The sequence below is a fragment of the Novosphingobium sp. FKTRR1 genome (assembly GCF_020404405.1).
Classification (GTDB): domain Bacteria; phylum Pseudomonadota; class Alphaproteobacteria; order Sphingomonadales; family Sphingomonadaceae; genus Novosphingobium.
The window spans coordinates 273,873-299,512 of sequence record NZ_JAIZDA010000003.1 but is presented as its reverse complement, the minus strand read 5'-3'; the positions used below and the strand labels follow the sequence as shown (position 1 = coordinate 299,512).

At 63.5% G+C, this 25,640-nt stretch carries 22 protein-coding genes; 8 read left to right on the top strand and 14 right to left on the bottom strand.

Going from position 1 to position 25,640, the window contains the following annotated elements; translation table 11 throughout:
- Positions 1-38: 38 nt before the first annotated feature.
- Both LDN95_RS05050 and LDN95_RS05045 read left to right on the top strand, forming a co-directional pair.
- Positions 39-1,445: a cytochrome P450 gene (locus LDN95_RS05050; RefSeq protein ID WP_226016553.1), complete on the top strand. Its 1,407-nt coding sequence runs from the start codon at positions 39-41 to the stop codon at positions 1,443-1,445.
- A 14-nt stretch (positions 1,446-1,459) separates the two neighbouring features.
- Positions 1,460-1,792 carry a 2Fe-2S iron-sulfur cluster-binding protein gene (locus tag LDN95_RS05045; RefSeq protein ID WP_226016552.1) on the top strand — a complete coding sequence of 111 codons (333 nt, stop codon included), beginning with the start codon at positions 1,460-1,462 and terminating at the stop codon, positions 1,790-1,792.
- A 61-nt stretch (positions 1,793-1,853) separates the two neighbouring features.
- Here the strand turns inward: LDN95_RS05045 and LDN95_RS05040 are convergent, their stop codons facing one another.
- The 6 genes from LDN95_RS05040 to LDN95_RS05015 form a co-directional block, all read right to left on the bottom strand.
- Positions 1,854-3,047: an alpha/beta hydrolase gene (locus LDN95_RS05040; protein ID WP_226016551.1), complete on the bottom strand. Its 1,194-nt coding sequence runs from the start codon at positions 3,045-3,047 to the stop codon at positions 1,854-1,856.
- A 129-nt stretch (positions 3,048-3,176) separates the two neighbouring features.
- Positions 3,177-3,584, bottom strand: a complete 408-nt coding sequence (locus LDN95_RS05035; RefSeq protein ID WP_226016550.1) for a VOC family protein — start codon at positions 3,582-3,584, stop codon at positions 3,177-3,179.
- Positions 3,585-3,604: 20 nt separating this feature from the next.
- Positions 3,605-4,669, bottom strand: a complete 1,065-nt coding sequence (locus tag LDN95_RS05030) for a hypothetical protein (protein ID WP_226016549.1) — start codon at positions 4,667-4,669, stop codon at positions 3,605-3,607.
- A gap of 49 nt (positions 4,670-4,718) precedes the next feature.
- Positions 4,719-6,260 (bottom strand): hypothetical protein, encoded by a 1,542-nt coding sequence (locus LDN95_RS05025; protein WP_226016548.1) that lies wholly within the window; start codon positions 6,258-6,260, stop codon positions 4,719-4,721.
- Between the two features lie 68 nt (positions 6,261-6,328).
- A complete protein-coding gene (locus tag LDN95_RS05020) occupies positions 6,329-6,748 on the bottom strand; it encodes a VOC family protein (protein ID WP_226016547.1) in 420 nt (139 codons plus the stop codon).
- 73 nt (positions 6,749-6,821) lie between these two features.
- The gene (locus LDN95_RS05015) at positions 6,822-8,498 is read right to left on the bottom strand and encodes an NAD(P)/FAD-dependent oxidoreductase (RefSeq protein ID WP_226016546.1); all 1,677 of its coding nucleotides are present in this window, start codon (positions 8,496-8,498) and stop codon (positions 6,822-6,824) included.
- A 419-nt stretch (positions 8,499-8,917) separates the two neighbouring features.
- Between LDN95_RS05015 and LDN95_RS05010 the strand changes: the two genes are divergently transcribed.
- Positions 8,918-9,613 carry a TetR/AcrR family transcriptional regulator gene (locus LDN95_RS05010; RefSeq protein WP_226016545.1) on the top strand — a complete coding sequence of 232 codons (696 nt, stop codon included), beginning with the start codon at positions 8,918-8,920 and terminating at the stop codon, positions 9,611-9,613.
- A gap of 12 nt (positions 9,614-9,625) precedes the next feature.
- Here LDN95_RS05010 and LDN95_RS05005 read toward each other — a convergent pair whose 3' ends face one another.
- The gene (locus LDN95_RS05005) at positions 9,626-10,384 is read right to left on the bottom strand and encodes a glucose 1-dehydrogenase (RefSeq protein WP_226016544.1); all 759 of its coding nucleotides are present in this window, start codon (positions 10,382-10,384) and stop codon (positions 9,626-9,628) included.
- A 118-nt stretch (positions 10,385-10,502) separates the two neighbouring features.
- Between LDN95_RS05005 and LDN95_RS05000 the strand changes: the two genes are divergently transcribed.
- The 3 genes from LDN95_RS05000 (at position 10,503) to LDN95_RS04990 (ending at position 14,259) form a co-directional block, all read left to right on the top strand.
- Positions 10,503-11,567 (top strand): alkene reductase, encoded by a 1,065-nt coding sequence (locus LDN95_RS05000; RefSeq protein WP_226016543.1) that lies wholly within the window; start codon positions 10,503-10,505, stop codon positions 11,565-11,567.
- Positions 11,568-11,665: 98 nt separating this feature from the next.
- Positions 11,666-12,520, top strand: coding sequence for a Coq4 family protein (locus LDN95_RS04995; RefSeq protein ID WP_226016542.1), 855 nt, complete (start codon positions 11,666-11,668; stop codon positions 12,518-12,520).
- A complete protein-coding gene (locus tag LDN95_RS04990; RefSeq protein WP_226016541.1) occupies positions 12,517-14,259 on the top strand; it encodes an amidohydrolase family protein in 1,743 nt (580 codons plus the stop codon). Before LDN95_RS04995 ends, LDN95_RS04990 begins: the two co-directional genes overlap by 4 nt.
- Before the next feature lie 59 nt (positions 14,260-14,318).
- Here LDN95_RS04990 and LDN95_RS04985 read toward each other — a convergent pair whose 3' ends face one another.
- The 5 genes from LDN95_RS04985 to LDN95_RS04965 form a co-directional block, all read right to left on the bottom strand.
- The gene (locus LDN95_RS04985) at positions 14,319-14,825 is read right to left on the bottom strand and encodes a nuclear transport factor 2 family protein (protein WP_226016540.1); all 507 of its coding nucleotides are present in this window, start codon (positions 14,823-14,825) and stop codon (positions 14,319-14,321) included.
- Positions 14,826-14,936: 111 nt separating this feature from the next.
- A complete protein-coding gene (locus tag LDN95_RS04980) occupies positions 14,937-15,584 on the bottom strand; it encodes a nuclear transport factor 2 family protein (protein WP_226016539.1) in 648 nt (215 codons plus the stop codon).
- 65 nt (positions 15,585-15,649) lie between these two features.
- Entirely contained in the window at positions 15,650-16,549 is a 900-nt protein-coding gene (locus tag LDN95_RS04975) for an SDR family NAD(P)-dependent oxidoreductase (protein WP_226016538.1), read from the bottom strand.
- A 176-nt stretch (positions 16,550-16,725) separates the two neighbouring features.
- Positions 16,726-17,079: a hypothetical protein gene (locus tag LDN95_RS04970; protein WP_226016537.1), complete on the bottom strand. Its 354-nt coding sequence runs from the start codon at positions 17,077-17,079 to the stop codon at positions 16,726-16,728.
- A gap of 74 nt (positions 17,080-17,153) precedes the next feature.
- Entirely contained in the window at positions 17,154-17,711 is a 558-nt protein-coding gene (locus tag LDN95_RS04965; protein ID WP_370631649.1) for a TetR/AcrR family transcriptional regulator, read from the bottom strand.
- Between the two features lie 266 nt (positions 17,712-17,977).
- On the opposite strand from LDN95_RS04965, the gene LDN95_RS04960 reads away from it, so the two are divergent.
- Entirely contained in the window at positions 17,978-20,203 is a 2,226-nt protein-coding gene (locus LDN95_RS04960) for a beta-glucosidase (protein ID WP_226016535.1), read from the top strand.
- Between the two features lie 54 nt (positions 20,204-20,257).
- A complete protein-coding gene (locus LDN95_RS04955; protein ID WP_226016534.1) occupies positions 20,258-23,386 on the top strand; it encodes an alpha-L-rhamnosidase in 3,129 nt (1,042 codons plus the stop codon).
- A gap of 67 nt (positions 23,387-23,453) precedes the next feature.
- On the opposite strand, the gene LDN95_RS04950 is transcribed toward LDN95_RS04955, so the two are convergent.
- On the bottom strand, positions 23,454-24,425 hold the full coding sequence (locus LDN95_RS04950; protein WP_226016533.1) for an acyl-CoA dehydrogenase: 972 nt from the start codon (positions 24,423-24,425) through the stop codon (positions 23,454-23,456).
- A gap of 22 nt (positions 24,426-24,447) precedes the next feature.
- Positions 24,448-25,596, bottom strand: coding sequence for an acyl-CoA dehydrogenase family protein (locus LDN95_RS04945; protein ID WP_226016532.1), 1,149 nt, complete (start codon positions 25,594-25,596; stop codon positions 24,448-24,450).
- Positions 25,597-25,640: the final 44 nt, after the last annotated feature.

Sequence of the window (25,640 nt, the reverse complement as noted above, 5' to 3'; positions counted from 1 at the left end):
GACCCGCATCAACGAGGTCGGCCGCGGGGAGACAGGCCATGGCAAGCGCAGCACTTCCGTTGCTCGATGGCGCGGCACCACTGATCGGGCATCTGGCGCAATTCTTCCGCGACCCTGTCGCCGTGCTCAAGCGCGGCTACCGCACGCGCGGCAAGCTGTTCGCGCTGAACATGATGGGCCGCCGCATGAACGTGATGTTGGGCCCCGAACACAACCGCTTCTTTTTCGAGGAAACCGACAAACTGCTGTCGATCCGCGAATCGATGCCGTTCTTCCTCAAGATGTTCTCGCCCGATTTTTACTCGTTTGCCGAAATGGACGAGTACTTGCGCCAGCGGGCCATCATCATGCCACGCTTCAAGGCGGCTTCGATGAAGCAGTACGTGCCGATCATGGCCGAGGAGTCGCTGAACCTTGTCGCGCGGCTGGGCGATGCGGGCGAATTCGACCTGATCCCCACGCTCGGGCCGGTGGTGATGGATATCGCCGCGCACAGTTTCATGGGGCGCGAGTTCCACGATCAGCTTGGCCACCAGTTCTTCGACTTGTTCCGCGATTTTTCGGGCGGCATGGAATTCGTGCTGCCGCTGTGGCTGCCGACGCCCAAGATGATCAAGAGCCAGCGGGCCAAGAAGAAGCTGCATGTGATCCTGCAATCATGGATCGACAAGCGCCGCGCCGCGCCGCTCGACCCGCCCGACTTCTTCCAGACCATGATCGAAACGCGCTATCCCGATGGCCGTCCGGTGGCTGACGAGATCATCCGCCACCTGATCCTGCTGCTGGTATGGGCGGGGCATGAAACCACCGCTGGCCAGGTGAGCTGGGCGCTGGCCGACCTGCTGCAAAGCCCGACTTACCTGCAGGTCATCCGCGACGAACTGGCTACGGTCATCGGTGGCAGCGATGGCCACGATCTGAGCTGGGCACAGGCCGTCGCCATGGAGAAGATGGACCTCGCCCTGCGCGAGACCGAGCGCTTGCACCCGGTGGCCTTCATGCTCAGCCGCAAGGCGAACGCCGATATCCAGCGCGAAGGCTACCAGATCCGCAAGGGTGACTTCGTGCTTCTCGCCCCTTCGGTCAGCCACCGGATGGAGGAAACCTTCCGCAATCCCGATGCTTACGATCCCGAGCGGTTCAATCCGGCCAATCCCGATGCCCAGATCGAAAGCAACTCGCTGATCGGCTTTGGCGGCGGGGTGCATCGCTGCGCCGGGGTGAACTTTGCGCGCATGGAAATGAAGGTGCTGCTGACTGTGCTGATCCAGCATTACGACATGGAATTGCTCGACGAAGTAAAGCCGATCGCCGGGGCTGGCACGTATTGGCCCGCGCAACCATGCCGCGTCCGCTATCGCAAGCGGAAGCTCGATGGCAGCACCGGCGCGGATATCGCCGCGCTCGCCCAGGCGGCGGGTTGCCCGGCGCATAGCCAAGCCTGAACTGCGGGAAACCGATGGCCAAAGTCACCTATGTCCAGCCCGACGGCACCAGCCGCACATGCGTCAACTTCGAAGGGATGACGCTGATGCACCTTGCCGTCGGCAACCTTGTCGACGGGATCGACGCCTTGTGCGGCGGGATGATGCAATGCGCCACCTGCCATTGCTACATCGCAGACGAATGGCTCGACCGCGTGGGCTCTGCGCCGGATGATGAGCGCACGATGCTTGAGGCGATTGACGGGGTGGACATTCGCCCGAACAGCCGCCTGTCCTGTCAGGTGCAATTGGGTGAGGAGCTTGACGGGCTGGTGGTGCACATTCCGGCAGAACAGCCGGGTATCTGACCGCTACGACAGAACTTGCACAACAGAACCGGCGCAGCAGAACCGGCGCCTGATCCGCCAACTATTGGCGCGTACCCGTTTTGGCGCCGATCATGCCCAGTCCTTCCAGCCAGTTCTGCAGCAAAGTCGGCCAGACGCTCAGCGCCGGATCGGTCATGCCCAGCCCCATGCCGTGGCGGCCATTGGCAAAGATGTGCAGTTCGGCAGGCACTTTGGCCGCTACGAGGGCGTTGTACATCAAGGTCGCGTTGGTCGGCGGCACCACCTGATCGGCCGTTGTCGCCCACAGGAACGTCGGCGGCGTATCGCTGCGCACATGCTCGGCGGGCCTGATTTCAGACAGGGTTGCTGGCGTCGGCTTTTCCCCGCTCAGGACATTCGCATTCCAGTGATTGCTGGGCAGGTCGATCGCCGCATAGCCCAGCACCGCGAAATCGGGGCGGCTGCTGACGCGCTCCACCGGATCGGCGGCCACGGGATCGCCCGCATCGAACCGGGTTTCGGCCATCGCGGTCAGATGCCCGCCAGCCGAAAAACCGATCATGCCGATCCGGGCCGGGTCGACTCCGTAGTCCGCGGCATGCGCCCTGACCCAACGGATCGCGCGCTTTGCGTCGAGCAACTGCGTGGGGTGGACATACCCGGACGGAGTGAGCCGGTAACGCAGGACAAACGCGGTCACGCCGTGCGCGGCAAACCAGTCGGCCACCTGCCGCCCCTCCAAGGCGGTGGCGAGCATCTGATACCCGCCGCCCGGTGCGACAACCACCGCCGTGCCGAACGACGTCGTCTCACCCGGCGTGACGATGGTCAGGGTCGGCACATCCTGCACCCCCGAACCGAGCGCGCCGGGAGCGGGGCCATCCCACAGCGGCACCGTCCTGAGGGTCAGGGCATCGCGCGGATCGCGCGGCGCGGACGCGACAGTTGGTCTGGCACCGCCAGTGGCACCGGGCGCCTTGGCCAGCGCCGTGTTGATCCTGGCCAATGTCGCCTCGGTCAACAAAGTCGGCGCATATTGGGCAATCTCACGAAGCGGCAGATTTGCAGCCGAACGGATTTGCGGGTTATCGGCCAAAAGCGGCACTTGTTCACGCAGCACCGCAAGCGCCGCCGGGTTTGCGAGCAGTTCGCCGACGGTGGAGTCGACCGTCAACGTTGCGCCAGCGACGGCTTCGCGTGCGCTGGCGATCTGACCACCGCCGACGAAACCGCACGCCAATGCCAGGATGGCCACCATATTGCGCAACGCCATCCAATCGAACTCCCGCAGAAAAACCAATCGATGTCGTACGATACGGTGAAAAGCCGAAAGTCGTCCAGATTTATTCAACCCGCATCAAAGCCCCACTTGCCTCAGAACCAGGCGGCGTGACACACCCGCTCAATCGCGGTCGCGGTCACCGGTCCCCTGCATCAATTCAATCCGGTGTCCGCCCGCATCGGCCACGAACGCAAGGCGCATCTGCCAATCGGGAGCCTCGATCACGCCGGACAGATCGCGCCCGCCATGCGCTTCTACCGCTGCGATCGATGCTTCAAGGTCTGCGACCATGAACGACAGCAGCGCTTCTCCCTCAACAGGCACTGGCTTGCCCAAGTATTCGATGAGCGCGAAATCGGCCTTAACTTTACCTGGCAGAGCAAAGAACAACTCGCGCAATGGCGCATCGCCAGTATCCACGGCGATGCGCGTCGTTACCACGAACCCGAGTGCACCTGTGTAAAATTCCTCCAGCGCAGATAAATCGCCGACTATAAGTTTGGCAAAAGCGAAGGAAAGCGCGGCCATCGACGACAACTCCCAAAAATTCAGGTTCTGGCGGCCTGTTCCACGGCATCTGGCGGAATATTGACTGGCCCGCCGATATTGTAGGCCTGCGCCAGAACTCCGACAAAGGCATTGTCATGCAGGGGGTCAGTCGGAACCTCAAACTGCACGCCGCGCTTTTTCATGTCATCGATCAGGATATTGATCGCCATTTCTGCGGTGATGTCGTCAGTATGTTCGTACGTCCGCTTCAGGTCCGCCATGTCCTTGAACAGGCGTGCGCCCCAATGCACAAGAAAGCGCATTTCCTGCGACGGAACCTTCTGGTTGACCTTGCCGAAGGTTTCCAGTTGCCAGCCTGTCGGATCGTCAGGATCGGCACCGAATGTGGTGGTAATGTCCATGCCCTGCGGCTTACGCTGAGCGACCGGACCGGTCGCCTGCCCGTGGTGGAACATCATCTCGTTTTCCACCACCACGGCCTTGCCCCACATCGGCGCGTTGATCTGCAGCGGTTCGCCGCTCGGGCCGTTGGGCCAGCAGTTGAAGCCGCCGCCGACCTTGCCGTTGTAGTACCAGGCAATCACCTGCCCTTTCTTCGAACGCCACCGATCAAACAGGCACGACTTGGCCATTGTCAGCAGGAGCCACAATGGCGCATTGTCCATGGTCAGGCCGCGGAACACCGTACCATCGAGATGGGGCGGCCCGCCAATCGGCGTGGGCCCCTGAATATTGAACAGGAAGGTCTCAGGCTCAGCATACTGGCAACCCCAGTAATTGCGCACCAATTCAAGAAACCGCGAGTTGTAGTAGCAGTCCTCCAGTTCGGGGTAGAGGCACACGCCCCCACGGCCAAGGTAGCCGCGAAATACCGGATTCAGCCCGATCATGTCCCACGTCAGCTTTACGCCTTCTGGCAACGAGCCGGACAGCGTGGCCACGACCTCTTCGGGCGTGCTGAAATTCTCCGCCATGATCAACGGCCAAGGCCCATTGTCGCGGACAGTCTTGAGCAAACGGGCATGCTGGTCGGCGCTGTAGGCATCATCGATCAGTTGTGGCGGAGCAACGGGGCGAAAGTTTTCTGCAAGTTGATGGATCATGGCAGGTCTCTCCGGTCAGAACATCATGCGGAACGAGCGGGTGGAGGTATCAGGCGGCAATCTGAAGCTGCCCGACAATACGGCGGCTCACCGCGCCCGGTGTCGGGTCGTCGAGCCAGTCGCGCAGCATGTTGTCGATCCAGATGACCGCACTGTACAATCCGGTTGAGGTCAGTCGCTCGTCAAAACGGTCTTTCATGCTGGCGTAGTCGTCTTCCGAAAACTGGAAGAGCATATCCGTGACGTAATCGACGATTATCCAGATCGCGGTCGAAAAAACCGATGCCTTGTAGTGGAACCGCAAAGTATCTGGATCGAGCGCGATGCCGCCTGCTGCGTGATATTCAGCGATGAACGTCGCAATCGTATCGTGAACCAGTTGAATGTAGGCTTCCGGTTCGGGCATCATCAGCATGCTGCTAAGCGCCTGACCGATGCTCATCTGCCCTGCCCCGCCCCAATCGAGCAGACCGACTTGCAACTGGCCATCGCCATCGCGCCAATACCAGGCATTATCGATGTTCAGGTTCGAATGGCACAATCCGGTATAATCCGGGTCGGCATGCAGATAGGCGTTAAGCGCATCCTTGTGCGCCAGACCGAACTGGAGATCGTCCCGCCAACGGTTCAGAAAATCGGCATCGGTGCCCTCGGCAACGAACAGTTGCGGGGCAATGCGGCCGATAAAATCAACCAGGCGATCGATCTTTGCAGCCGAATCCGGCGATGGCCAGAAATCGCGCGCAGCCCGCGCATAGGGGAAAATCTCCTCGACCTCATGCCCCATCGCCCCGGTCTTGTGTGCCGCCACCAGCTTTGCCAGCGCCTGCGTCAGCACCCGATAGTGATCACCAGCCTCGGGAACCAGAAAATCGTAGCCTTTGTGATGGGCTGGTTCGATCGGCGCTACACCAAAGGCAATTTTGCCCGTGATAAGAATGTAGTTGGCGGTATCGGTGCAGTAGTCGGCAAAGTAGTATGGCGCTGTGTCGACTGGCACCTTGCCCGTTTGCGAAAGCCGCGCGATCTCGACTTCGCCGTGCGACATGCCAGCCAGACCGAATTTGCGCTCAACATCTGCCGGTGGCATCTTGATGAACAGCTCGGTCTCGATCGTCGGATCGTCCTTGGCGTAGGTGATCGTCACCAGGGCGTTTTCCGATGCCCCTTTGACCTCGATCGGCTTGGTCGACAGAATGGCAGTAACGCGGTTGTCGGCGGCCAGCACACCGGATGCATGAAAGGCCTTTGTCAGAAAGTCGGGCCCGAATTCCTCCAGCATCGCCAGCGAAAAGGGAAATTCCAGCCCGTAAGCATCGCCGGGCCTAACCTCGCGATGGCGCTGCTGAAATGTCGCGAAATCGGGTTTCAGCGAGGGCGCCCGTGGCGCGTTCTCCAGAACGGCCCCCTCCACCCAGCCCGCAGGGGCACTGATCCTGATCCGTCCGTCTTTGCCGCCGATCTGCGCGCAGACGACCACCGCACCGCCGGGCAGCTCTGCAACACGAGAGCCCGAGCCATCGGACCGTTGACTGACAGACGCAGTTGAGCCATCTTTCACCCGGTATCTTTGCCCCGAAAGCAGGGTCAATGTATCTGCAATCACAGCGCTTATCCTTCCTGCGCAGGCCGCTGATCGGCCGACAGATAAATCAGGGATCAACCGAGCATCTGCGTCACTTGCAGAACGTGCCCTTCGGTATCGGCCACGAAAGCGACACGCATGCTGGCTTCCGGAAGTTCGCGGGCCGCCTCGATCAGTTTGCCACCCGCCGCGAGCGCTCGCGTCACGAACGCGTCAAGGTCTTGGGTCGCAAAGCCCATGATAAGCTCCGCCGTGGCGGGATGAGCCACATCGTGAAACCGCGCCAGAATGAACATCGGCCCGCCCGGATAAGTCGGCAGATAGATGACTTCTGTCACCGGACGCGCATCGATCACCGCTTCGACCCGGTGCATCTCGATCAGACCGACCACCGACGCGTAAAACGCCGTTGCCGCGTCGAGGTCGCTTACAAGCAGCTTGGTGAACATGAAATCGGTGTCGAGTGCCTTGGCACTGGGTATCTGGCTGGCCATCAATTGCTCTCCCAACGCATTGTTCTATTTGAGAAGTAATCCGGTGAAACCGGCGCCATCGCGGCAGCCGCCCTCAGATCGTCAACAAGGTGAGTTCCGGCTCACTGGCAGGATGAGCACCGGCGGAGCGGACGACCGCGAAGTCGCCAATCCGTGGTGACCGGGTGACGTGCCAGATGTGCGAGTTATGGCGGGGCACCGCCAGGATCACCTTCGCCCCCTTGTCGCGGTAATAGCCATGAGCATCGCCGCACTGGACCCACGCCGAATTGGCCAGACCAGCATCCATCTCATCGACAAAGGCGCGCGTAGCCGCTGCGGTCACATCGACCGAAGACAGGCCTTCGTTGACCATCCATTGCAGCAGTTCGATCACATAATGGACCTGCTGTTCGCTCACCACGGCGTGATTGGCGACCAGATAGCTGTACGGCGCCCCCATGAACACGAAATTGGGAAATCCGGGGATCAGCATACCCTCGTAGGAATAGGGGTAAGGATCGAACTCATCCTTCAGCGTCTTGCCGTTGCGCCCCCTGATGTCGAACTGCCGCCCGAAATGCAGTTTGTAACCGGTTGCCAGCAGGATTGCATCGCATTCGATGCGCGTGCCGTCAGCGAGGATGATGCCGCCGTCAAAAGCTTCCGCCATCGCACCGCGCACAATACGGACATTGGGCTTTTTCAGCGTGTTGTAAAATCCGCAGTCGAGGATCGGACGCTTGGAGAAAACAGGATAGGTCGGCCACAACAGGGCCTGCATTTCCGGATCATCCGGGAAATGGCTTTCCAGATAGCTGCGGCACATCTGCCGCATCGCGTCATTGATCGGACCAAAACCGCCGGTCTTTGCCGCGTATTCCGCGTCCTTCATGACCATGCCGTGCATGTCGCCCAGCGCACTGGCAAGGCTTTGCAGGCGCTTCCATTGCACCACGAACGGAATGTTCTCCATCTGCCAGATTTCCAGCGGATCGACCGGATCGTGGGCAGTCGGGTTGGGAATGATGTGTTCCGGCTGGCGCTGGATAATGACCATTTCCCCGACCTTGTCGGCCAGGGCCGTGGCGATCTGCACCCCTGAACAGCCAGTGCCGACCAGCACGACCTTCTTGCCGGCCAGATCGACCGAATGGTCCCAGCGGGCACCGTGAATCACCGCACCCTTGAAGGAATCCAGATTTTTGACGTCTGGATAGTTGGGCGCATTGTTCGGCCCTACTGCCATGATCAGTTCGTTGGCTTCATAGGTTACCGCTTCACCGCCACGGGTTGCCGATACGATCCAGATCTGGCGGGCCTCATCCCATTGCGCACCGGTTACCGTCGTTCCGAAATGGATATGCTCGTTCACGCTGTACTTCTCAGCCACTCGTGACAGATAAGACAGGAATTCCGGACCGGTCGGATAGTACTTGGTCCAAGCAGCATTCGGCTCGAACGAGAACGAATAGACGCGGCTGGGTGTATCGACGGCAGCTCCGGGATAGGTGTTTTCCAGCCAGTTTCCGCCAACTGCGTCAAGGCGCTCGAGTATCGTATAATCGAAGCCGGCCTGCTGCAGTTTCACCGCTGCATTGATTCCCATCATGCCGGCCCCGACAACCAGCACTTTGAACCCGGCCGGCGGCAAAGCCTTTGGCATGCTCACCCGCGTATCCGTGACAAAGCCGGCATGCTGCAGAGCGGGATCAACCGACATCTCCGGAATGTCGATACCCAGCGCAAGACGCGACATCGCGCGGAACAATGGCTTGTCCAGACTGGTCAAGACAGGCGGGCGGCCAGACAGCAGCGCGACCTTAAGCCGATTGCGCACTTCTGCAGCCACCTCGACCGCAGCCTCGCTCGGCTTTTCCTGCTCGCCAAAGTTGACGAATGCCTCGCGCAGCTTGTGCTGGGTACCTTCGAGTGCCGGACCAAACGTGTGCAGCAGCGTCCGATCGCCAGTGATCTGTATCAGCGACAGCAGCGCAACAACGGGATCAAGCGCGCCAATGGCCTCGTCCAGGGTCACGCCATCGCCTTTGAATTGGGCCTGCATCCTCGACTCCTCGAAAAATCGCGCTCTCGGGCGCCTTCCGGGAATTAATTACAACAAAGTGTGTATTTAGTCAACGGAGCTGTGGCGGCTTGCCAGAATGACCGTGGTCGGCGATGAAACCGGTGATGACAGGGAACGCGATCAGTCGGATGCCGGCCCGCAAGGGTGCGGGTCGGCCCAACGCCGAAGAAGCCGAACGGAAAGCTGCCGCGCTGATCGAGGCAGCGCTTGAAGAGTTTGCCAGCCGGGGGTTTCGCGGCGCCTCGTTGCGCACGATCGCCGCAAAGGCGGACATTTCGACACGAACATTGTACAATCGCTATCCGGACAAGGTGGCGCTGTTTGCGGCGTGCCTTGAAGCTTCAAGCGCGCAGCTGCGACGTGCCAGCAGCGAGCCGGACCTTGTCGCACAATCTGCCCAAGGCACCGGTCTGGCCGGTGAACTCATCGCGCACGTCGTCGCGGTAATGGGTCAACTCTCGCAAGAACGCAGTCGGCAAATTGCAGCGCTGCTTTATCGTGAAGGTGCAGAATTTGCCGAAGTGCGCGAAATCGCCCGGCTGCAATTCGAACGCTATCAGGTCGATCCGATCGTCGAGATAATGCGGCGCCACGGGCTTGATGGGCCAACCATTCGCGATGAGGCCACACAATTCGTGGCCATGGCGTTCGGCGAATGGCAACGGCGCCTGCTGTTTGGCGGGCCACCGATGTCATTGGCCGAAATGGAGCAACAGGCAGAGCTGGTCGTCGGCATCTTCCTCAACGGCGTTGCATGCCGACAGAGCCCGCCCCCAGCTCCTGAAGTCACCCGCTCCTGAAGTCCCCCGCTCCTAAAAAGCAGTCGCCCCGCCATCGATCAGCAAGGGATGGCCGGTGATGAAGCTGGCCGCATCGGAACAGAGCCAGACGACGGCCTCGGCCACTTCCTCGGGACGCCCCATGCGCCCCACCGGAGTCATCGCCTCGATCATCTTGCGCACCTGCGGGTCGGCGGCGGCCTGCGCGCTCATCGCCGTGTCGATCACGCCGGGACACACCGCGTTTACCCGGATCCCCGACGAAGCCCAGCGCAGCGCGCCATGGCGCGTCAGGCCGATGACCCCATGCTTGCCCGCCGTATAGGCCGGTTGCGCGGGATTGCCGACAACACCGTTCATCGACGCGGTGTTGACGATGGCCCCGCCACCGGTCCGCAACATGACCTCGGCCTCTTCACGCATGCACAGCATCACGCCGGTCAGGTTGACGCCGATGCTGCGCGCCCAGACCGCATCGTCGTATTCGTTGGCCGTGATCGAATTGACCCCGGCATTGTTGAACGCAAAATCCAGCCGTCCGAAAGTGGCGACGGCGGCGGCGACCATCGCCTTGACGTCATCCGGCTTGCTGACATCGCAGGCTTGCCACGCCGCCTTGCCCCGCCCTGCAGCGGCGATCATCGCCACGGTCTCGCGCCCGCCGTCCTCGTTGACATCGCACACCAGCACGCTGGCCCCTGACCGGGCGAATGCCAATGCTGCCGCGCGACCGATGCCGCCCGCACCGCCGGTCACCAGCGCCACTTTGCCATCAAGCCGATAATCGATCATCGCCGGTCCCCCGCTCAGTCCCGCAGACACATGCGAGATTGTTGCATTACGTAAATTTTCCAATACAATATAGCGCAAATAGAGATTTGAAAGCGTAATTTCATAAGGATTGCGAATCTTGAGCCTGCTTTTCCAAGGCATCCAGCTTGGTGCGTTGCAGCTTGCCAACCGCATCGTCATGGCACCGATGACACGCGACCGCGCCGGGCCCGGCGATGTTCCGACCGCGCTGATGGCGCAATACTATCGCCAGCGGGCCAGCGCCGGACTGATCGTCAGCGAAGGCACCCAGCCGAGCCCGGCGGGCAAGGGTTACTGGCGCACGCCGGGGCTCCATTCGCAGGCACAGATCGACGGCTGGGCCAAAGTGGCCGAAGCGGTCCATGCCGAAGGGGGGCTGATCGTCATCCAGTTGATGCATGTCGGACGGGTGGCCGTGCTCGCCAATCGCGGCTTTGACGCAGACGTGATCGCACCCAGCGCCATCGCTTGTCCCGACAAAGTGCCCGGCCCCGACGGCGTGCCCGCCGACTGTGCCGCGCCTCGTGCGCTGGCGGCCGATGAATTGCCCGCGCTGGCCGGGGAATTCGCGCAGGCCGCGCGCAACGCAAGGGCCGCCGGGATCGACGGGGTGGAACTGCATTGCGCATCCGGATACCTCATCAACCAGTTCCTCGATCGCGGCAGCAATCGGCGCGAGGACGAATTCGGCGGCGATAGCGCAGGACGCGCGCGCTTTCCCGCCATGGTGGTCAAGGCGCTGGCCGAGGCGATCGGCGCGGATCGCGTCGGCGTGCGGATCTCGCCCGGCAACCCCTACAACGCGATGGACCCGAGCGATCCTGCCGAAACCTTCGGGGCGTTTCTTGCCGCCATCGACCCGCTGCGTTGCGCATACCTGCATGTCACCGACTTGGCGCTGCCCGACTTTGACACGCTGGGGTTCCTGCGCGCCACATGGTCCGGGCCGATCATCGCCAACAACGGGCTGAACCGCGCAACGGCCGAAGCGCTGCTGGCATCCGGCGCGGCGGATGCGACATCGTTCGGCCGGCCGTTCATCGCCAACCCCGATCTGGTCGCGCGTTTCCGCAAGGACGCCCCTCTGACCAAGCCCGACTATGCCCACCTCTATACCGGCGAGGAACATGGCTATACCGACTATGCCGCCCTGCCCGGCTAAGCGCCCTTTCCGGCTTGACGCTTTACCCAGCCGCAGCATTGCTGCAGCATGGCGGCGTGCGGCTTGCAGCATTCGCTCGCCCTTGAAGGATCTGGCTGATGGTCGACGGTGAAATCGCCTACCTCGCGCGCGGCGTCATGCCGGTCGAAACGCCCAGCAGCGTGCTCGTGTCCTCGTCGAAATATCTGAACAACCCGCGCCTGCGCGATTGGCTGGCCACGATCCTGTTGCGCAAGAATGGCCCGGACATGCCGCCACAGGCCGAGATGTGGGAATTCCTGCCGATCCTTGAATCGTTGCGCGATCACGCGCGGATCGAACAGATGTTCGAGGACGAACGCCGGGTGAACCCCTTGCTCGACGCGTGGTTCAAGGAAGGGTTCTATTCGACATATGCGATCGCGGATTTCAAGGACTACGCCCCGGGAACGCTTGGCGGAATCTTCCATCGCTGGATCACCCAGGGCGATTACCAAATCCAGATCACGCCATGGACCGCGCCAAAGACCCAGCTTGAATTCTACAATCTGCGCTCGGGCCAGACCCACGATTTCGAGCATATCCTGACCGGCGGCGGGTTCAACTTCATGGGCGAACTCGTGCCCTATTGGTACCGGCTGACCAACGTGTTCAAATACATCAAGAATCCCGAACTGGCGGCGGAGCTGAGCGTGATCCAGATCTTCGGCTCGCTGCGCTATACCGTGCGCACACTGCTGCATTACCCGCAGGTGTGGCCGACCGCGGTGGACTGCATCCAGCGCGGCATCACCGTCGGGCAAGCCAGCGACGCGCTGTTCCTTGCCAAGCTGGAAGACCATTTCCACCTGCCGCTGGATCAGGCGCGCGCCGCGCTGGGCGTGCGCAGCGCGGTCGACGTCGACACCGACCGCGAAGGCGCATTCTGGGCCGGGCGTGGTCCGCTTTCCCAAACGCTGGAGCCGGTGGCATGAAAGCAGACTTCCTGATCCGGGGCGGCCGGATCGTCGATGGTACGGGCGATGAACCCTTCATCGGCGACGTCGCCGTCATCGCGGACCGGATCGCCTATGTCGGCCCGGCGTTTGCAGGCGAAGCCAGCGAGCTGATCGATGCGACCGGGCTGATCGTCACCCCCGGCTTCGTCGACATTCACACGCATTATGACGGGCAGGCGATCTGGTCCGAGACGCTTTCCCCCTCGTCCTCGCACGGCGTCACGACGGCAATTCTGGGCAACTGCGGCGTCGGGTTCGCGCCTTGCCGCCCGGACGATCATGACGCCCTGATCCGCGTGATGGAAGGGGTGGAGGACATTCCCGGCGTGGTCATGGCGCAAGGCCTGCCGTGGGACTGGGAGACTTTCCCCGACTACCTGAATGCGCTGGAGCGGCGGCGCCGCGATATCGATGTAGCGGCGCTGTTGCCGCACAGTCCCTTGCGGGTCCACGTCATGGGCGAACGCGGCGTCGCGCGCGAGGCGGCGAGCGCGGACGATCTGGCCCGGATGAAGGCCATCGCGCGCGAGGCGATCGACGCGGGCGCCATCGGGTTTGCCACGTCGCGCCTGTTGATCCACCGCACCAAGGCGGGGGACCAGATCCCCAGCTATGCCGCCGATGCCGCCGAACTCAAGGCCATTGCCGAGGCCATGACCGAGGCGGGAACGGGCATCTTGCAAATGGTGCTCGATGCGCCGTTCGCATCCTGGCAGGACGAGGTCGCGCATCTGGTGGCCGTGGCCGAAAGCTGTGGCCGCCCGGCGACTTTCACGCTTGCCACCTCGAACCATGGTGCTGCGACATGGGAGCAGGCGCTGGCCGTGGTCGATGCCGCCAACGCGCGCGGGTTGCATATCGCGCCGCAGATCCTGCCGCGACCGATCGGCCTGATCTCGGGCTGGGAACTGTCGACGCACGCGTTCTGCCTGTGCCCGGACTATCTCGCCATCGCGGATCTGCCGCTTTCTGCCCGACTGGAGCGCCTGCGCGATCCCGCCGTCCGGGCAAGCCTGATCGCACAGCGCCCGGAAGCCGGCCATCCGCTGGCCATGATGACCCGCAACTGGGACTGGATGTTCCCGTTCGCCGACCCACCCAACTACGCGCCTCCCGCCGAAACGAGCATCGGCGCGCAGGCGCGTGCGGCCGGGCTGGCACCCGAGGCGATCGCCTATGACCTGCTGATGGCGCGCGATGGCCATGGCATGATCCTCAACACGTTGGGCAATTTCCACGAAGGGCGGCTCGATGCGCTGCTGCCGCTGATGCAGCGGCCCGATACCGTGCTGGGGCTGGGCGATGGCGGCGCGCATTACGCGGCCATCTGCGACGCCAGCTATCCCACGTTTCTGCTGACCTACTGGGTGCGCGACCGCGATGGCGAGCGTCTGTCCTTGGCGCAGGCGGTGCGCGCGCTTTCGGCAAAGCCTGCGCGCGCGGTCGGGCTGGAGGATCGCGGCCTGCTGCGGGCCGGATACAAGGCCGACATCAACGTCATCGACCAGACCGCCCTTACCCTGCATGCGCCCGTCGTGCGGAATGACCTGCCGGGCGGCGGACGACGGCTCGATCAGGCGGCGACCGGTTACGTCGCCACTTTGTGCAACGGTCAGGTCATCCGCCGCCAGGATCGCGCCACCGCCGCCAGCCCCGGACGCGTGGTGCGCGGATGCCGCCAGGCGCCGGTCGAGACAACCGAACCGGCGTTGTGAACCGCGCGCCATGGCCCGAGGATGGCGACCCTCAGGCCCCGATCCTCGGGCACCTGCCCTCAGGCCGCAACCGGTACCGCGCCGAAGGCAAGCACGCTGGTTGAACCGTCCTCCGCAATCGCCTCGGTCAGCATCGAGGTGATCGTGCTGACGGTTTCGGCAATCCACCAGCGGCCATCCTTGCGGCAATAGGTATCGTCGTACTCGACCGCGAGCCGCACGATATGGCGCGGCCCGGTCAGGATCGTACGGAAGTTGAGCGACCACTTGCCGGTGGCGCTGTCCGCGCCGGTCAATGCGATCTCCCAGTTGGTGGCATGGTGGATGTCATAGACGCCCGGCTGGCACCCCATTTCCCGATAGACGGCCACGAAAGCGTCGCGATCGGTGAACTCGGGGAAGTTCTGGTACGCAATCCGGATCGGCCCCGGCGCAAAGCAATCGCGCACCGTATCAGGATCCTTCAGATCGCAGGCGCGCAAGTACCGGGCCTTGAGCGCGCGAATTTCCTCCTTGTCCTCAAGCGCGGCAAGGCGTGCGGAAATCTGTTCGAGGCTGGCAGTCACGGCACGTCTCCCATCGGGCCTTTGCGCGGCCCCATTCATCAGGTTACCCGGCATTTTTTCCGCATATCAAGTGGAAATATCCAAGCAATCGCCGATATGCGTCGCCCAATCCTACTCCGTCGCGCGGACTTGCACTTTCGGAGCCGCCTGCCCGCGCCGCATCGTTTCCAGAAAGCGGTCGAGCGGCGCCGGCTCGGCCACTGGCGCGCCCGAATCCCCTTCGCGCGCCCAGAATTCGGCGAAGCTCGGGAACAGCTTGTGGAAATTGCCTTCGACCCATTCGGTGCCCGGCCAGCGCATCTTGGCGGGGCCGACCGGCGGCTTGTTGAGGTCGGTGGCATACCAATAGAGCGGCAGGCGGCGGGCGAAAAACCAGCGCCCCTCCACCCGCACGTAATCGTCGGCGTACATCATCTGCATGATGACCCATTCGTCCGCCCCGCCCGCCGCCGGCGTCTCGTGCTCGTTCTTGGAATAGACGATGCCGTGCGCGCGATCCTCGGCGTCGAACTCGATGATATGGCCGCCGATATGGTGCGATGTGCCGGTAAACGGCGCGCGCAAGGTGCGGTCCATATAGGCCCGCAGCGCCTGCCGCCCCGATGCGCCCTTGCCCACGCGCACCTCCGGCTCGAACAGCGAAACCATCGCGTCCATGTCGCGCATATCGAGCGCCAGCGCATACTTGGCGGGCAATTGGCGGATGGCGTCGAGCGCTTCGAGCCGCTCGATCCGGCGGAGCAGGGCGGCGTCGGTCATGGGTATTTCCTTTCGCGCAAGTGCATGGGGCCATCCGCGACCGAAGCCGGGGGACCAGCGCCCGATCAATAAACGGCGGCGGGATTCTTCGGCCGCGGGCTGCCCAGCATGGCGCGATACGACGGCCGCTCGTGCCCGCGATCGGTCACGCCCAGCGTGCGCGCGATTTCGGCGCCGATCAGCGTCTGCCCCGAAAGCGCCTCACGATCGGGCGCACGGTCGATGGCGTCGATGATATGCGCGGTGAATTCCGGATTCTCGGCAGTTTCGAGGAAGCCTTCGTACTGCTCAGGATTGGTCTGGCGCGCGATCAGCGAGCGTTCGGTGACCAGCGGCCCCATCCACACCGACACCGCGATCACGCCGGTGCCATGCAGGTCATGCGCCATATCGTGCGCGAACTTGTCCAGCCCCGCCTTCTGCGCGCCATAAGCGGGCCCGTGCATGTAGCACGATCCGCCGAACGACGATCCGAACGCGATGATCCCCGAGCCTTGCGCCACCATCATGCGCGCGGCATGCCAACTGGCTACATAGGCCGAGCGCAACCCGACATCCAGAATGCCGACCGCGGCCAGTTCCTTCTCCCAGAAAGGTCGCTTTTCGATCAACTGGTGGTGGATGAACGTCGCGTTGTTGACCAGCACGTCAAGCCGCCCGTGGTCGCGCGCGATCCGTTCGAACAGGCTGGCAACTTGCGCATCGTCGCCATGATCGCACAACACGGCATTGCCCGTGCCACCCGCCGCCGTCACTTCGTCCGCCGTTTCCTGCACGGTGCCGGGCAGAACAGAGCCATCCCAGCCTTTGGCCCAGCCTTTGGCACTACCCGACACGGTGGAGCGCCCGGTGACATAGACGGTGTAGCCCAGTTCGCCAAAGCCGCGCGCGATCCCGCGCCCTGCCCCACGACTGGCCCCGGTCACCAGCGCAACCCGCGCGCCCGCCGCACCATCACCCGCCATACCCTCACCCCGCGATTCGACGCCGCTGCGCCTTCCGCGCCACCGTGGGGGATTGCTATGCGAAATTCAAGAACTCATCGCATTCGCATATGGCGGCAGAAAATGCCGATCTGATAAGATTTGCGCACCGAAGAGCTCAGTTCACCACCTTTTCGGTCGGGACAGAGCCATGTCCGTCACTTGGGCAGCTTGGCGAACTCCGCGTCGATCTGCGCCAGACGCGCATCGGTCAGTTGGTCCGCCGCGAACTGCTGGATCGACTTGAGCGTCATCGAGCGCGCCATATCGATCTGGGGGTTCGTGGTCATTCCCGGTACGATCTTGTCGAGAATGAGCTTGGCTGCGGGGTCATCGATAAGCGTGCCGATCTCGGTATCCGCAGTCGTGTACTTGGGGGCGCTGGCCGGTGGTGCGGCAGGCGTCGAAGCGGCGGCCGGGGTTCCGTTGGCGGGGGCAGCAAGCACCGAAGCGGGGAGTGCGACTGCGCCAAGCACGATGGCGGCGATGAGAGCATTCGGAACCTGACGCATCCTGATTTCCCCTTGGTCACGACTCGCGTGATGGTTTCAAATATATTGTACGATCGCGTACGAATATCAAGCGCTCACCAAGCGGCCCGGCCTGCCAACAGGACTTCGACGAGGTTGCAGGCGAATGCCTCAAGGTTCGGTGCGTTCGCCGGATCGGCGTCCTCCTGGATCTGGAAGCCGGTGATCGCGCCGACCAACATCTGGGCAACCGCCTGCGGATTTCGGACAGGAACACCATCGCGCACCGCCGCAGCAGCGATATCACCCGCAATCAAGCCAACGATATACGCATATCCCCGGTCATGCATCGCCCGCGCGAGCGCCGGAAACCGGGTCCGCACCGACAGGACAAGGCGCTGAATACCCAGAACATCGGGCCGCTGCAGTGCCATGGCGATCGTGCGTGCATGGTGATGCAGACGTTGGCCGATGACATCGGTCAGCAAATCGTCGCCCAATGCCGCTTCATCCGACCATTCCTTGACCGAGGCTTCGATCACGGCGGTGAACAGCGCCTCCTTGGACGGGTAACGGGCGTATAGCGTACCTTTGGAGATGTCGGCCAGGACCGCAACCTGCTCCATGGCCACGCTATCGTAGCCTTCTGCCAGAAACATTGTGCGCGCTGTCACCACAATCGCGCGGTCGATTGCAGAAACGCGGGCGGCTGTCGGCCTGCCGCGACGGGATCTTACGGGATTTGCGGTTGCCTGCATGACTGCGGCTTGTTCCACACGCAGCCGACACTGGCAACGGCCGACCCAATTAATCGAACGGTGACGGACATTTTATTGACAAGCGCCCCGCTCACGCCATAGCTCTGCCTCAAGGACGCACGCCAACTGTCCGGACCGAGAGAGGCATCGTCATGCACAAGCGCCAGTTTCCCTTACCACTTGTGCTGATCACTGCTGTGGCGGCTCTGGCGCTGCCACCGACAGGCGTGCTTGCGCGCGCACCGGCAACAGGCTCGGTCCCGACCCCCAGAGAGGATGCCCGTGCCGATGCATGGGCCCGCGCAACGCTCGCCCGTATGAGCCTTGAGGACAAGATCGCGCTGCTCCACGGGCGCTTTCTCGCGCTCGTCGCCCCGGCGCAACGCCCCGCTGGCATTACCGTAGGCGCGGGCTACGTAGCGGGGAACGGCGGGCTTGGCATTCCCCCGCAAGTCGCCACCGATGCCAGCCTCGGCGTCTCCAACCTGATGGACATGCGCAAGGGCGATGTCGCCACGGTCCTGCCATCGGGCATGGCAATGGCCGCAACCTGGAACCCCTCGCTCGTGCGCGAAGCGGGCAGAATGATCGGATCGCAGGCGCGGGCCAAGGGCTTCAACGTGATGCTGGCGGGAGGGGTCAATCTGGTCCGCGATCCTCGGGCCGGGCGCAACTTCGAATACCTGGGTGAAGATCCGCTGCTTGCGGGCACCCTGGTCGCCGCCCAGATCGAAGGCATACAGTCCAACGCGATCATTGCGACGATCAAGCATTTCGCGCTGAACAATCAGGAAACCGGCCGCGCCAACGCCTCTGTCGAATTGGCCGAGACCGCCATGCGGGAAAGCGACCTGCTGGCCTTTCAACTGGGGATCGAAGGCGGCAGTCCCGGAGCGGTCATGTGCGCCTACAACAAGATCGGTGGCAGCTATGCGTGCGAAAACCGCTTCCTGCTGACGGATGTGCTGCGCCGTGACTGGGGCTATCGCGGCTTCGTCATGTCGGACTGGGGCGCGGTCCATTCGACCGAAGCGCTGCTCGCCGGACTTGACCAGCAGCAAGGCGAACAACTGGACAAGAAGCGCTGGCTATCGACCGAATTGCTGGCAGGCGTGAAGGCAGGCGCGCTGCCGGTCGCTGCGGTGGATACGGCCGCGCGGCGCGTCTTGCGGACCATGTTCGTTCACGGGCTGGTCGCGCGCCCGCTGGCCACCGGACCGATCGACTATCAGCGCGACGGCGCGGTATCGCTGCGGACCGCCGAGGAAGCGATCGTCCTGCTCAAAAACGAAGGCGATATGCTCCCGTTCCCGGCCACGGTGAAACGGATTGTCGTGGTGGGTGGCCACGCGGATATTGGCGTGCCGGCCGGTGGCGGTTCAAGTCAGGTGACCCCTGTCGGAGGCTTTGCCAAAGTCGAGACGGTAAAGGATGGCGCTGCGGCGGGCTTTGCGCGCAAGGTGTGGGGCGGCACCCCGCCACTTGACGCGCTGCGCCGCGCCTTCCCCACGGCGGACGTGCGCTTTTTCGACGGAAGCGATCCGGATGCCGCAGCCGCAGCGGCCAGCAACGCCGATGTCGCGGTGGTCTTTGCCGAGAAGTTCAGCACCGAGGCGATGGATCAGCCCGACCTCTCGCTCGATGGCAGGCAAGATGCGCTGATCGATGCGGTGGCAAGCGCAAATCCGCGCACCGTCGTGGTACTGGAAACGGGCAACGCCGTGGCCATGCCCTGGCTGGCGAAGACTCCTGCGGTCGTGGCAGCATGGTATTCCGGGCAGCGGGGCGGCGATGCGATTGCCGGCGTGCTGGCTGGCTCGGTCAACCCGTCGGGCCGGTTGCCGGTGACCTTCCCTGCGAGCACGCAACAATTGCCCAATCCGCAGCTTCCAGGGTCCGGCTTGCCCCCGCCCAGCAAGGAAGATCGCGCGACATATGGCGTGAACACCAACTCCCCGCCATTCACGATCCGCTATCCCGAAGGCGCCGACGTGGGCTATCGCTGGTTCGATCGCACCGCGGCGGCACCGCTATTCGCATTCGGTCATGGCCTGTCCTATGCAAGCTTTCGCTATGACGGCCTGCGGGTAAGCGGCGGCAGGACTGCAACCGTGGCCTTCCGTGTCACCAACACCGGCTCGCGGACTGGCGCCGATGTGCCACAAGTCTACGCCACGCTGCCCGGCAAGCCACGTCGCCTGATCGGATGGAGCAAACCCGTGCTGGCGCCGGGCGAAAGCAAAGTGGTGCGCATCACCGCTGATCGGCGATTGCTGGGCACTTTCGATTCCACGGCGCACCGTTGGCGTATCGCGCACGGACCGGTCGGAATCGAAGTGGCCCGCTCCGCCACAGCGCCAGTGCTGACCGGTAGCGCCATCATCGCGGAAGGCACGATCAAGCCCTGACCTTTGGCAGGAAGATTGACACCGACGTCACACGCGGTGGCAGGGAGAGTGAAAATGCAGATCAACAGACGCGAAGCGATCGGGATCGGGCTGGCTGGCGGCACAATGGCCGCTATGCCCCTGCCCGGCTGGGCCGGGGCGGCGCCGTCCGCGCAAGTGCTGGCGCTGCAAGTGTGCGGTCTTGATACACCGCTGGCACTGGGTGACCTTCCGCCCCGCTTTTCCTGGCAACTGGCGTTTGCAGATCCCGCCATGCGGCAGACTGCCTTTCGCGTTCTTGTTGCCCGTAACGCCGCTGACCTTGCTGCGGACACCAACCTGTTGTGGGACAGCGGCCGCGTCGCCTCGGACCGGACGGTCGATATTGCCTATCAGGGCCCCTCCTTGCCTTCGCGCGCGCAGGCGCACTGGCAGGTGCAGGTCTGGACCAACCGCAGCAAGGCACCAATAACCAGCGCACCAGCCGTGTGGGAAACCGGCTTGGCACCAAGCGATTGGCAGGGTGACTGGCTCGCCAGCGAAACCGACGTCGCCAGGGCAGATCGGCTGGCTGGCCTGCACTGGATTGCAGGCAGCGCCCCGGTCAAGGCCGGGCAGGCGCGTCAGTTCCGCTGGACCTTTGCAAGCGAGGCCGCAGCGCCTGCCGAATTGTGCCTGTCAGCCAACGAAACGACTGGCGTGTGGCTGAATGGCGTGCCGGTTTCCGCCCCTCAGGATGGTCCGGTGCGCTGGACGCAGATGGCTGTCTACCCCCTGCAATTGGCCAAGGGGCGCAACGTCATCGCCGTGTCGGTTACCCGCCGCGTCGGCTTCGGCGTGGCGCCGCCAGTGCTGGCCGCCCTCTTGCGCCATGGTGCGGGTCTGACAGCGCGCCTGACCACGGCCAGCCGGGGCTGGAAGGTCAACGTCGGCGCAAGCGATGGCTGGCACGAACCAACGCTGGACGATGCGGCCTGGCCAGATGCCATCTCCGCCACCGGCACGCTTCCGATCGGCGAACCCTGGCCGACAACGCCAGCCAGCCGCCTGCGCAAACCCTTCGTCGTGACGCGCCCTGTTGCGTCGGCGCGCCTGCATGCAACCGCACTGGGTGTCTACGAGGCATCGCTGAACGGACAGGTCGTCGATGACCGCAAGCTGGCGCCCGAGTTCACCGACCCTTCAAAGCGCGTGCTCTTCCAGACCTATGACGTATCGGACCGGATCATGCAGGCCGCAAACGTGCTGGGCTTCGAGGTCGCCGACGGTTGGTATGGCGGCAAGTTCAGTACCAGCGGTCGATTTGCGTTCGGCTCCGCGCCGTGCCGGTTGTTGGCGCAGCTTGAGATCACCTACCGCGACGGCGCGCGCGATGTGATCGCCACCGGTCCCGGCTGGCAGATCGGCGACAGCCCGGTGCGCGAAGCCAGCCTGTATGACGGCGAGGTGTTCGACGCCCGGCTTGACCAGACCGACTGGGCGCGCGCGGGTGCATCGTCGATCGGTTGGCGAACGGCGGAGTCCGTGCCCGCGCCCCACGTCGCCATGGAGCCGCAGCGCTGCCCGCCGATCCGCGCGCTCGAAACGTTGCAGCCCGCCGCCGTGACACGACTTGCTGCTGGCCGATACCTTGTCGATTTCGGGCAGAATTTCGCGGGGTGGCCGCGCCTGTCGCTCACCGCGCCTGCCGGAACCCGCGTCAGCATGCGCTTTGCCGAAATACTGAAGGCGGATGGCACGATAGATCAGGCCAACTTGCGCACGGCATGGGCGCGCGATGTCTATGTTGCCGCAGGAACGGGGCATGAGACATGGGAACCCCGCTTTACCTATCACGGCTTTCGCTATGTCGAACTGAGCGGCGTTCCGGATTCGCGATCCGCGTGGCATCTGGAAGGCAGGGTTGGCCATCAGGATCTGGCGCTTACCGGTGACCTGCGCGTGGGCGATCCGGTCGTGCAAAAATTCTGGCACAACGCGGTATGGAGCCAGAAGGCCAACTTCTTCGGCCTGCCTACCGATTGCCCGCAGCGCGATGAACGACTGGGCTGGATGGGCGATGCAGAAGTGTTCTGGCCAGCCGCCGCCTATGCCATGGACGTGCAGGCCTTCACCGCACGTATCATGGAGGACATGCGCCACGGGCAGTCGGCCAAGGGCGCGTTCCCCGATTGCATTCCGCCATTCGTGCCGACGATGAACCTGTCGTCACCGGGGTGGGCAGATGCCGGCATAGTCCTGCCCTTCACCGTCTGGCGGCAGAGTGGCAGTACCGGGATCATAGCGGCAAACTGGTCCGCGATGGAATCCTACATGGACTGGATTGCTGCTGCCAATCCAGCAATGCTGTGGCAGAACGGGCGTGGCGCCGACTATGGCGACTGGCTGTCGGTCGATGCCAATCCGGCCAATCCGGGCGATGCCACCACGCCGAAGGATCTGATTGGCACGGCATTCTGGGCGGCTAACGCCGACATGATGGCCAGAATGGCAGCCGCAACCGGTAACGATGTGGCTGCCGACCGTTACCGCACACTGTTCAAGGACATCCGGACGGCGTTCAACGCCGCGTTCGTCAAGGCAGATGGCAGCGTCGGCAACAACAGCCAGACCAGCCACGTATTGGCCATCCGCTTCGGGTTGCTGACACCCCCGGCGGTTGCCGAATCCGGACGGCGTCTGGCCGCAGACATAGCCCGGCGCGGCAATCACTTGTCCACCGGCTTTCTCGGCACGCCGCATATCCTCGATGCCCTTGCCATTGCCGGGCAGGAAGCCACCGCCATTGGCCTGCTGTTGCAGAGCAGCTATCCGTCGTGGGGCTATATGGTCGAAAAAGGCGCCACCTCGATGTGGGAGCGCTGGAACAGCGATGCGGGCGATGCCGGGATGAACAGTCGCAATCACTATGCCTTCGGCGCGATCGGCTCGTTCCTGTTCCGCAGAGTGGCCGGCATCGATGCTGCCGAGCCGGGCTTTGCGCACCTGTCGATTGCCCCGATCATGGACCCCCGGCTGAAGAGTGGCGGGGCCACCTATCACAGTGTGCGCGGCGTCATACGCAGCAACTGGGTCGCAAAGGATGGCAGGTTCAAGCTGGAGGTGGACCTGCCCGCTGGCGTCGCGGGTGATGTGGCGTTGCCCGGCGGGCGCAAGACGCGGGCCGTTCCGGGCATGAACCGCTTTTCAGGCACGTTGCCCTGATCGCGCAAGGGCGAGAGCGAAGGCGCCGTGGGATTGCCCGCCCTTGCGACCTTCGATCAGGCAGGGTTCACACAGGAACCTGCGCGCGCACCCAGTCCACCGTACCGGCAGCGTCAGCAAGACGGGCGCCACCAAGCACCGTGTTCCAGTACCCTTCTGACCCATCGGCGGCGCGCCATTCATGCATGCGCCGGGTCAGAAGCTGGAGGTCATATTCCTCGCTGATGCCGATCGCCCCGTGCACGGCATGAGCCGTATTGGCCACGCGCGCCGCTATCGCTGAAGCCGTTGACTTGGCCACGGCAGCCACGGTCGCACCCACGTCCAGTCCACCGGCGCATCCGAGCTGCGAGGCGATCCGCACGGCGATCATGTCTTCAGCCATCACCGCCAGCGACTGCTGCAGGGCCTGCTGCCTGCCGATCGGCTTGCCGAACTGCACCCGTTCATTGGCATACCTTGCTGCCATGTCGGTCAGCCTTGCCGCGGCACCGCTGATCAGGGCTGCACGCAAGACCGCTGCGATAGGGCGCAAACCCTTTGCCGGACGTGGCAGCGCCAGCCCGACGATCGGGCCCGTCCAGACAAGCCGCGCAGCCAGAGCATGATACACCCCTGTTGCCACCGGTGACAGGTCGCCGATGCCCGTCAGTACCAAACCGGAACCGGTATCGACCAGCACGTGTTCGGCCACTTGCGCGCAAGGCACGATCTGGCCGGATACCGCAGAGGTCGCCAGCACGATCGGCCCCTGCGGAATTGGCACGCCAGCCCGGGCAAGCAGCGCACGCGCCACCATTGTCTCGCCAACCGGGAGCGGTACTGCCCTTGCCCCCACTGCGGCGATCAAGGGCTGCACATCGGCAAGCGACAGACCTGCCCCGCCGTGTTGTTCATCGACCAGTGCATCCAGAAAGCCGGAAGCGGCCAGTTCCCGCCACATCGCGACCGCCGACGCGCCGCCCTCGACAGCGCGCACGGCGGCGGGCGTGACCAGCGCTTCCAGCATCCGGTCAAATGGTTCGAGAAGCTCGTTCATTATCGTGATCCTTCCCGTTTCGTTACCGCAAGCCCATGCCGCGCGCGATAATCCCGCGCAGGATCTCCCGCGTTCCGCCGCGCAGGCTGAAGCTTGGTGCGATGTGCGTCACGTAAAGCAACGTGCGGTACAGCGTGTCGCTGATCGCTTCATCCGGGTGCGCCGCCAGATCGTCGGCAATGGCTTCGGGCAAGTCCTGTTCGAAGGTCGTTCCGCGATCCTTCACGATGCTTGCTTCCACGACCGGGCTATCCCCCGCGACAAGCCGTGCGGTGCAGGCAATCGACATCGCGCGCAGCGTTGCCAGTTCAGCCGTCAACCGCCCGACCAGCGGTGCGGCATCGCTGCGGCCCACTTCCTGAAGGTGCCGGACCCAGGCATCCAGCAGCACCACACTGGAATAAATCCGTTCCGGCCCTGAACGCTCGAACGCCAGTTCGGCGACAACCTGCGCCCAGCCCTGCCCCTCGATCCCGATCAAGGCATCTGCGCCAAGTTGCACGTTCTCGAAGAACACTTCGGCAAAATGCGCATCACCCGTCAGGTCCACGATCGGTCGCACGCTCACGCCAGGCGCCTTGAGGTCGATGATCAGTTGCGACAGACCGGCATTGCGGTCCGCCGCCGTACCCGACGTGCGCAGCAAGGCGATCATGTAATCGGAATGCATGGCATTGGTGGTCCAGATCTTCTGGCCATTGACCACCCAGCCGCCGTCAGCGGTGCGGTCGGCGCGGGTGCGCACACTGGCAAGGTCCGAACCCGACCCCGGCTCGCTCATCCCGATGCAGAACAGGGCCTCCCCCCGACAGATGCGCGGGATATACGTCTGGCGCTGTTCTTCCGTACCGAAGTTGAGGATCAGCGGCGCGCTCTGGCGGTCGGCGATCCAATGCGCCGCCACCGGCGCGCCAGCGCTGAGCAGTTCTTCGACAACCACGAAACGTTCGAATGCACCGCGCCCGCCCCCGCCATACGCGGTCGGCAGCGTCAGCCCCAGAAAACCGGCCTCACCCAACGCGCGACTGAAGCCGGCGTCAAATCCTTGCCAGGACCGGGCACGCCGTTCAAGCGGAACAGCCGCGATGTGGCGCGCGATTAACGCGCGGATGGACGTGCGCAAACCGGCATCATCGGCAGGCAGCGAAGCAAGCGTGAGCGTATCGAACACCGGGGAAATCCTGTCACGACGCGGCGGAAAGCGCCGGGCGACAC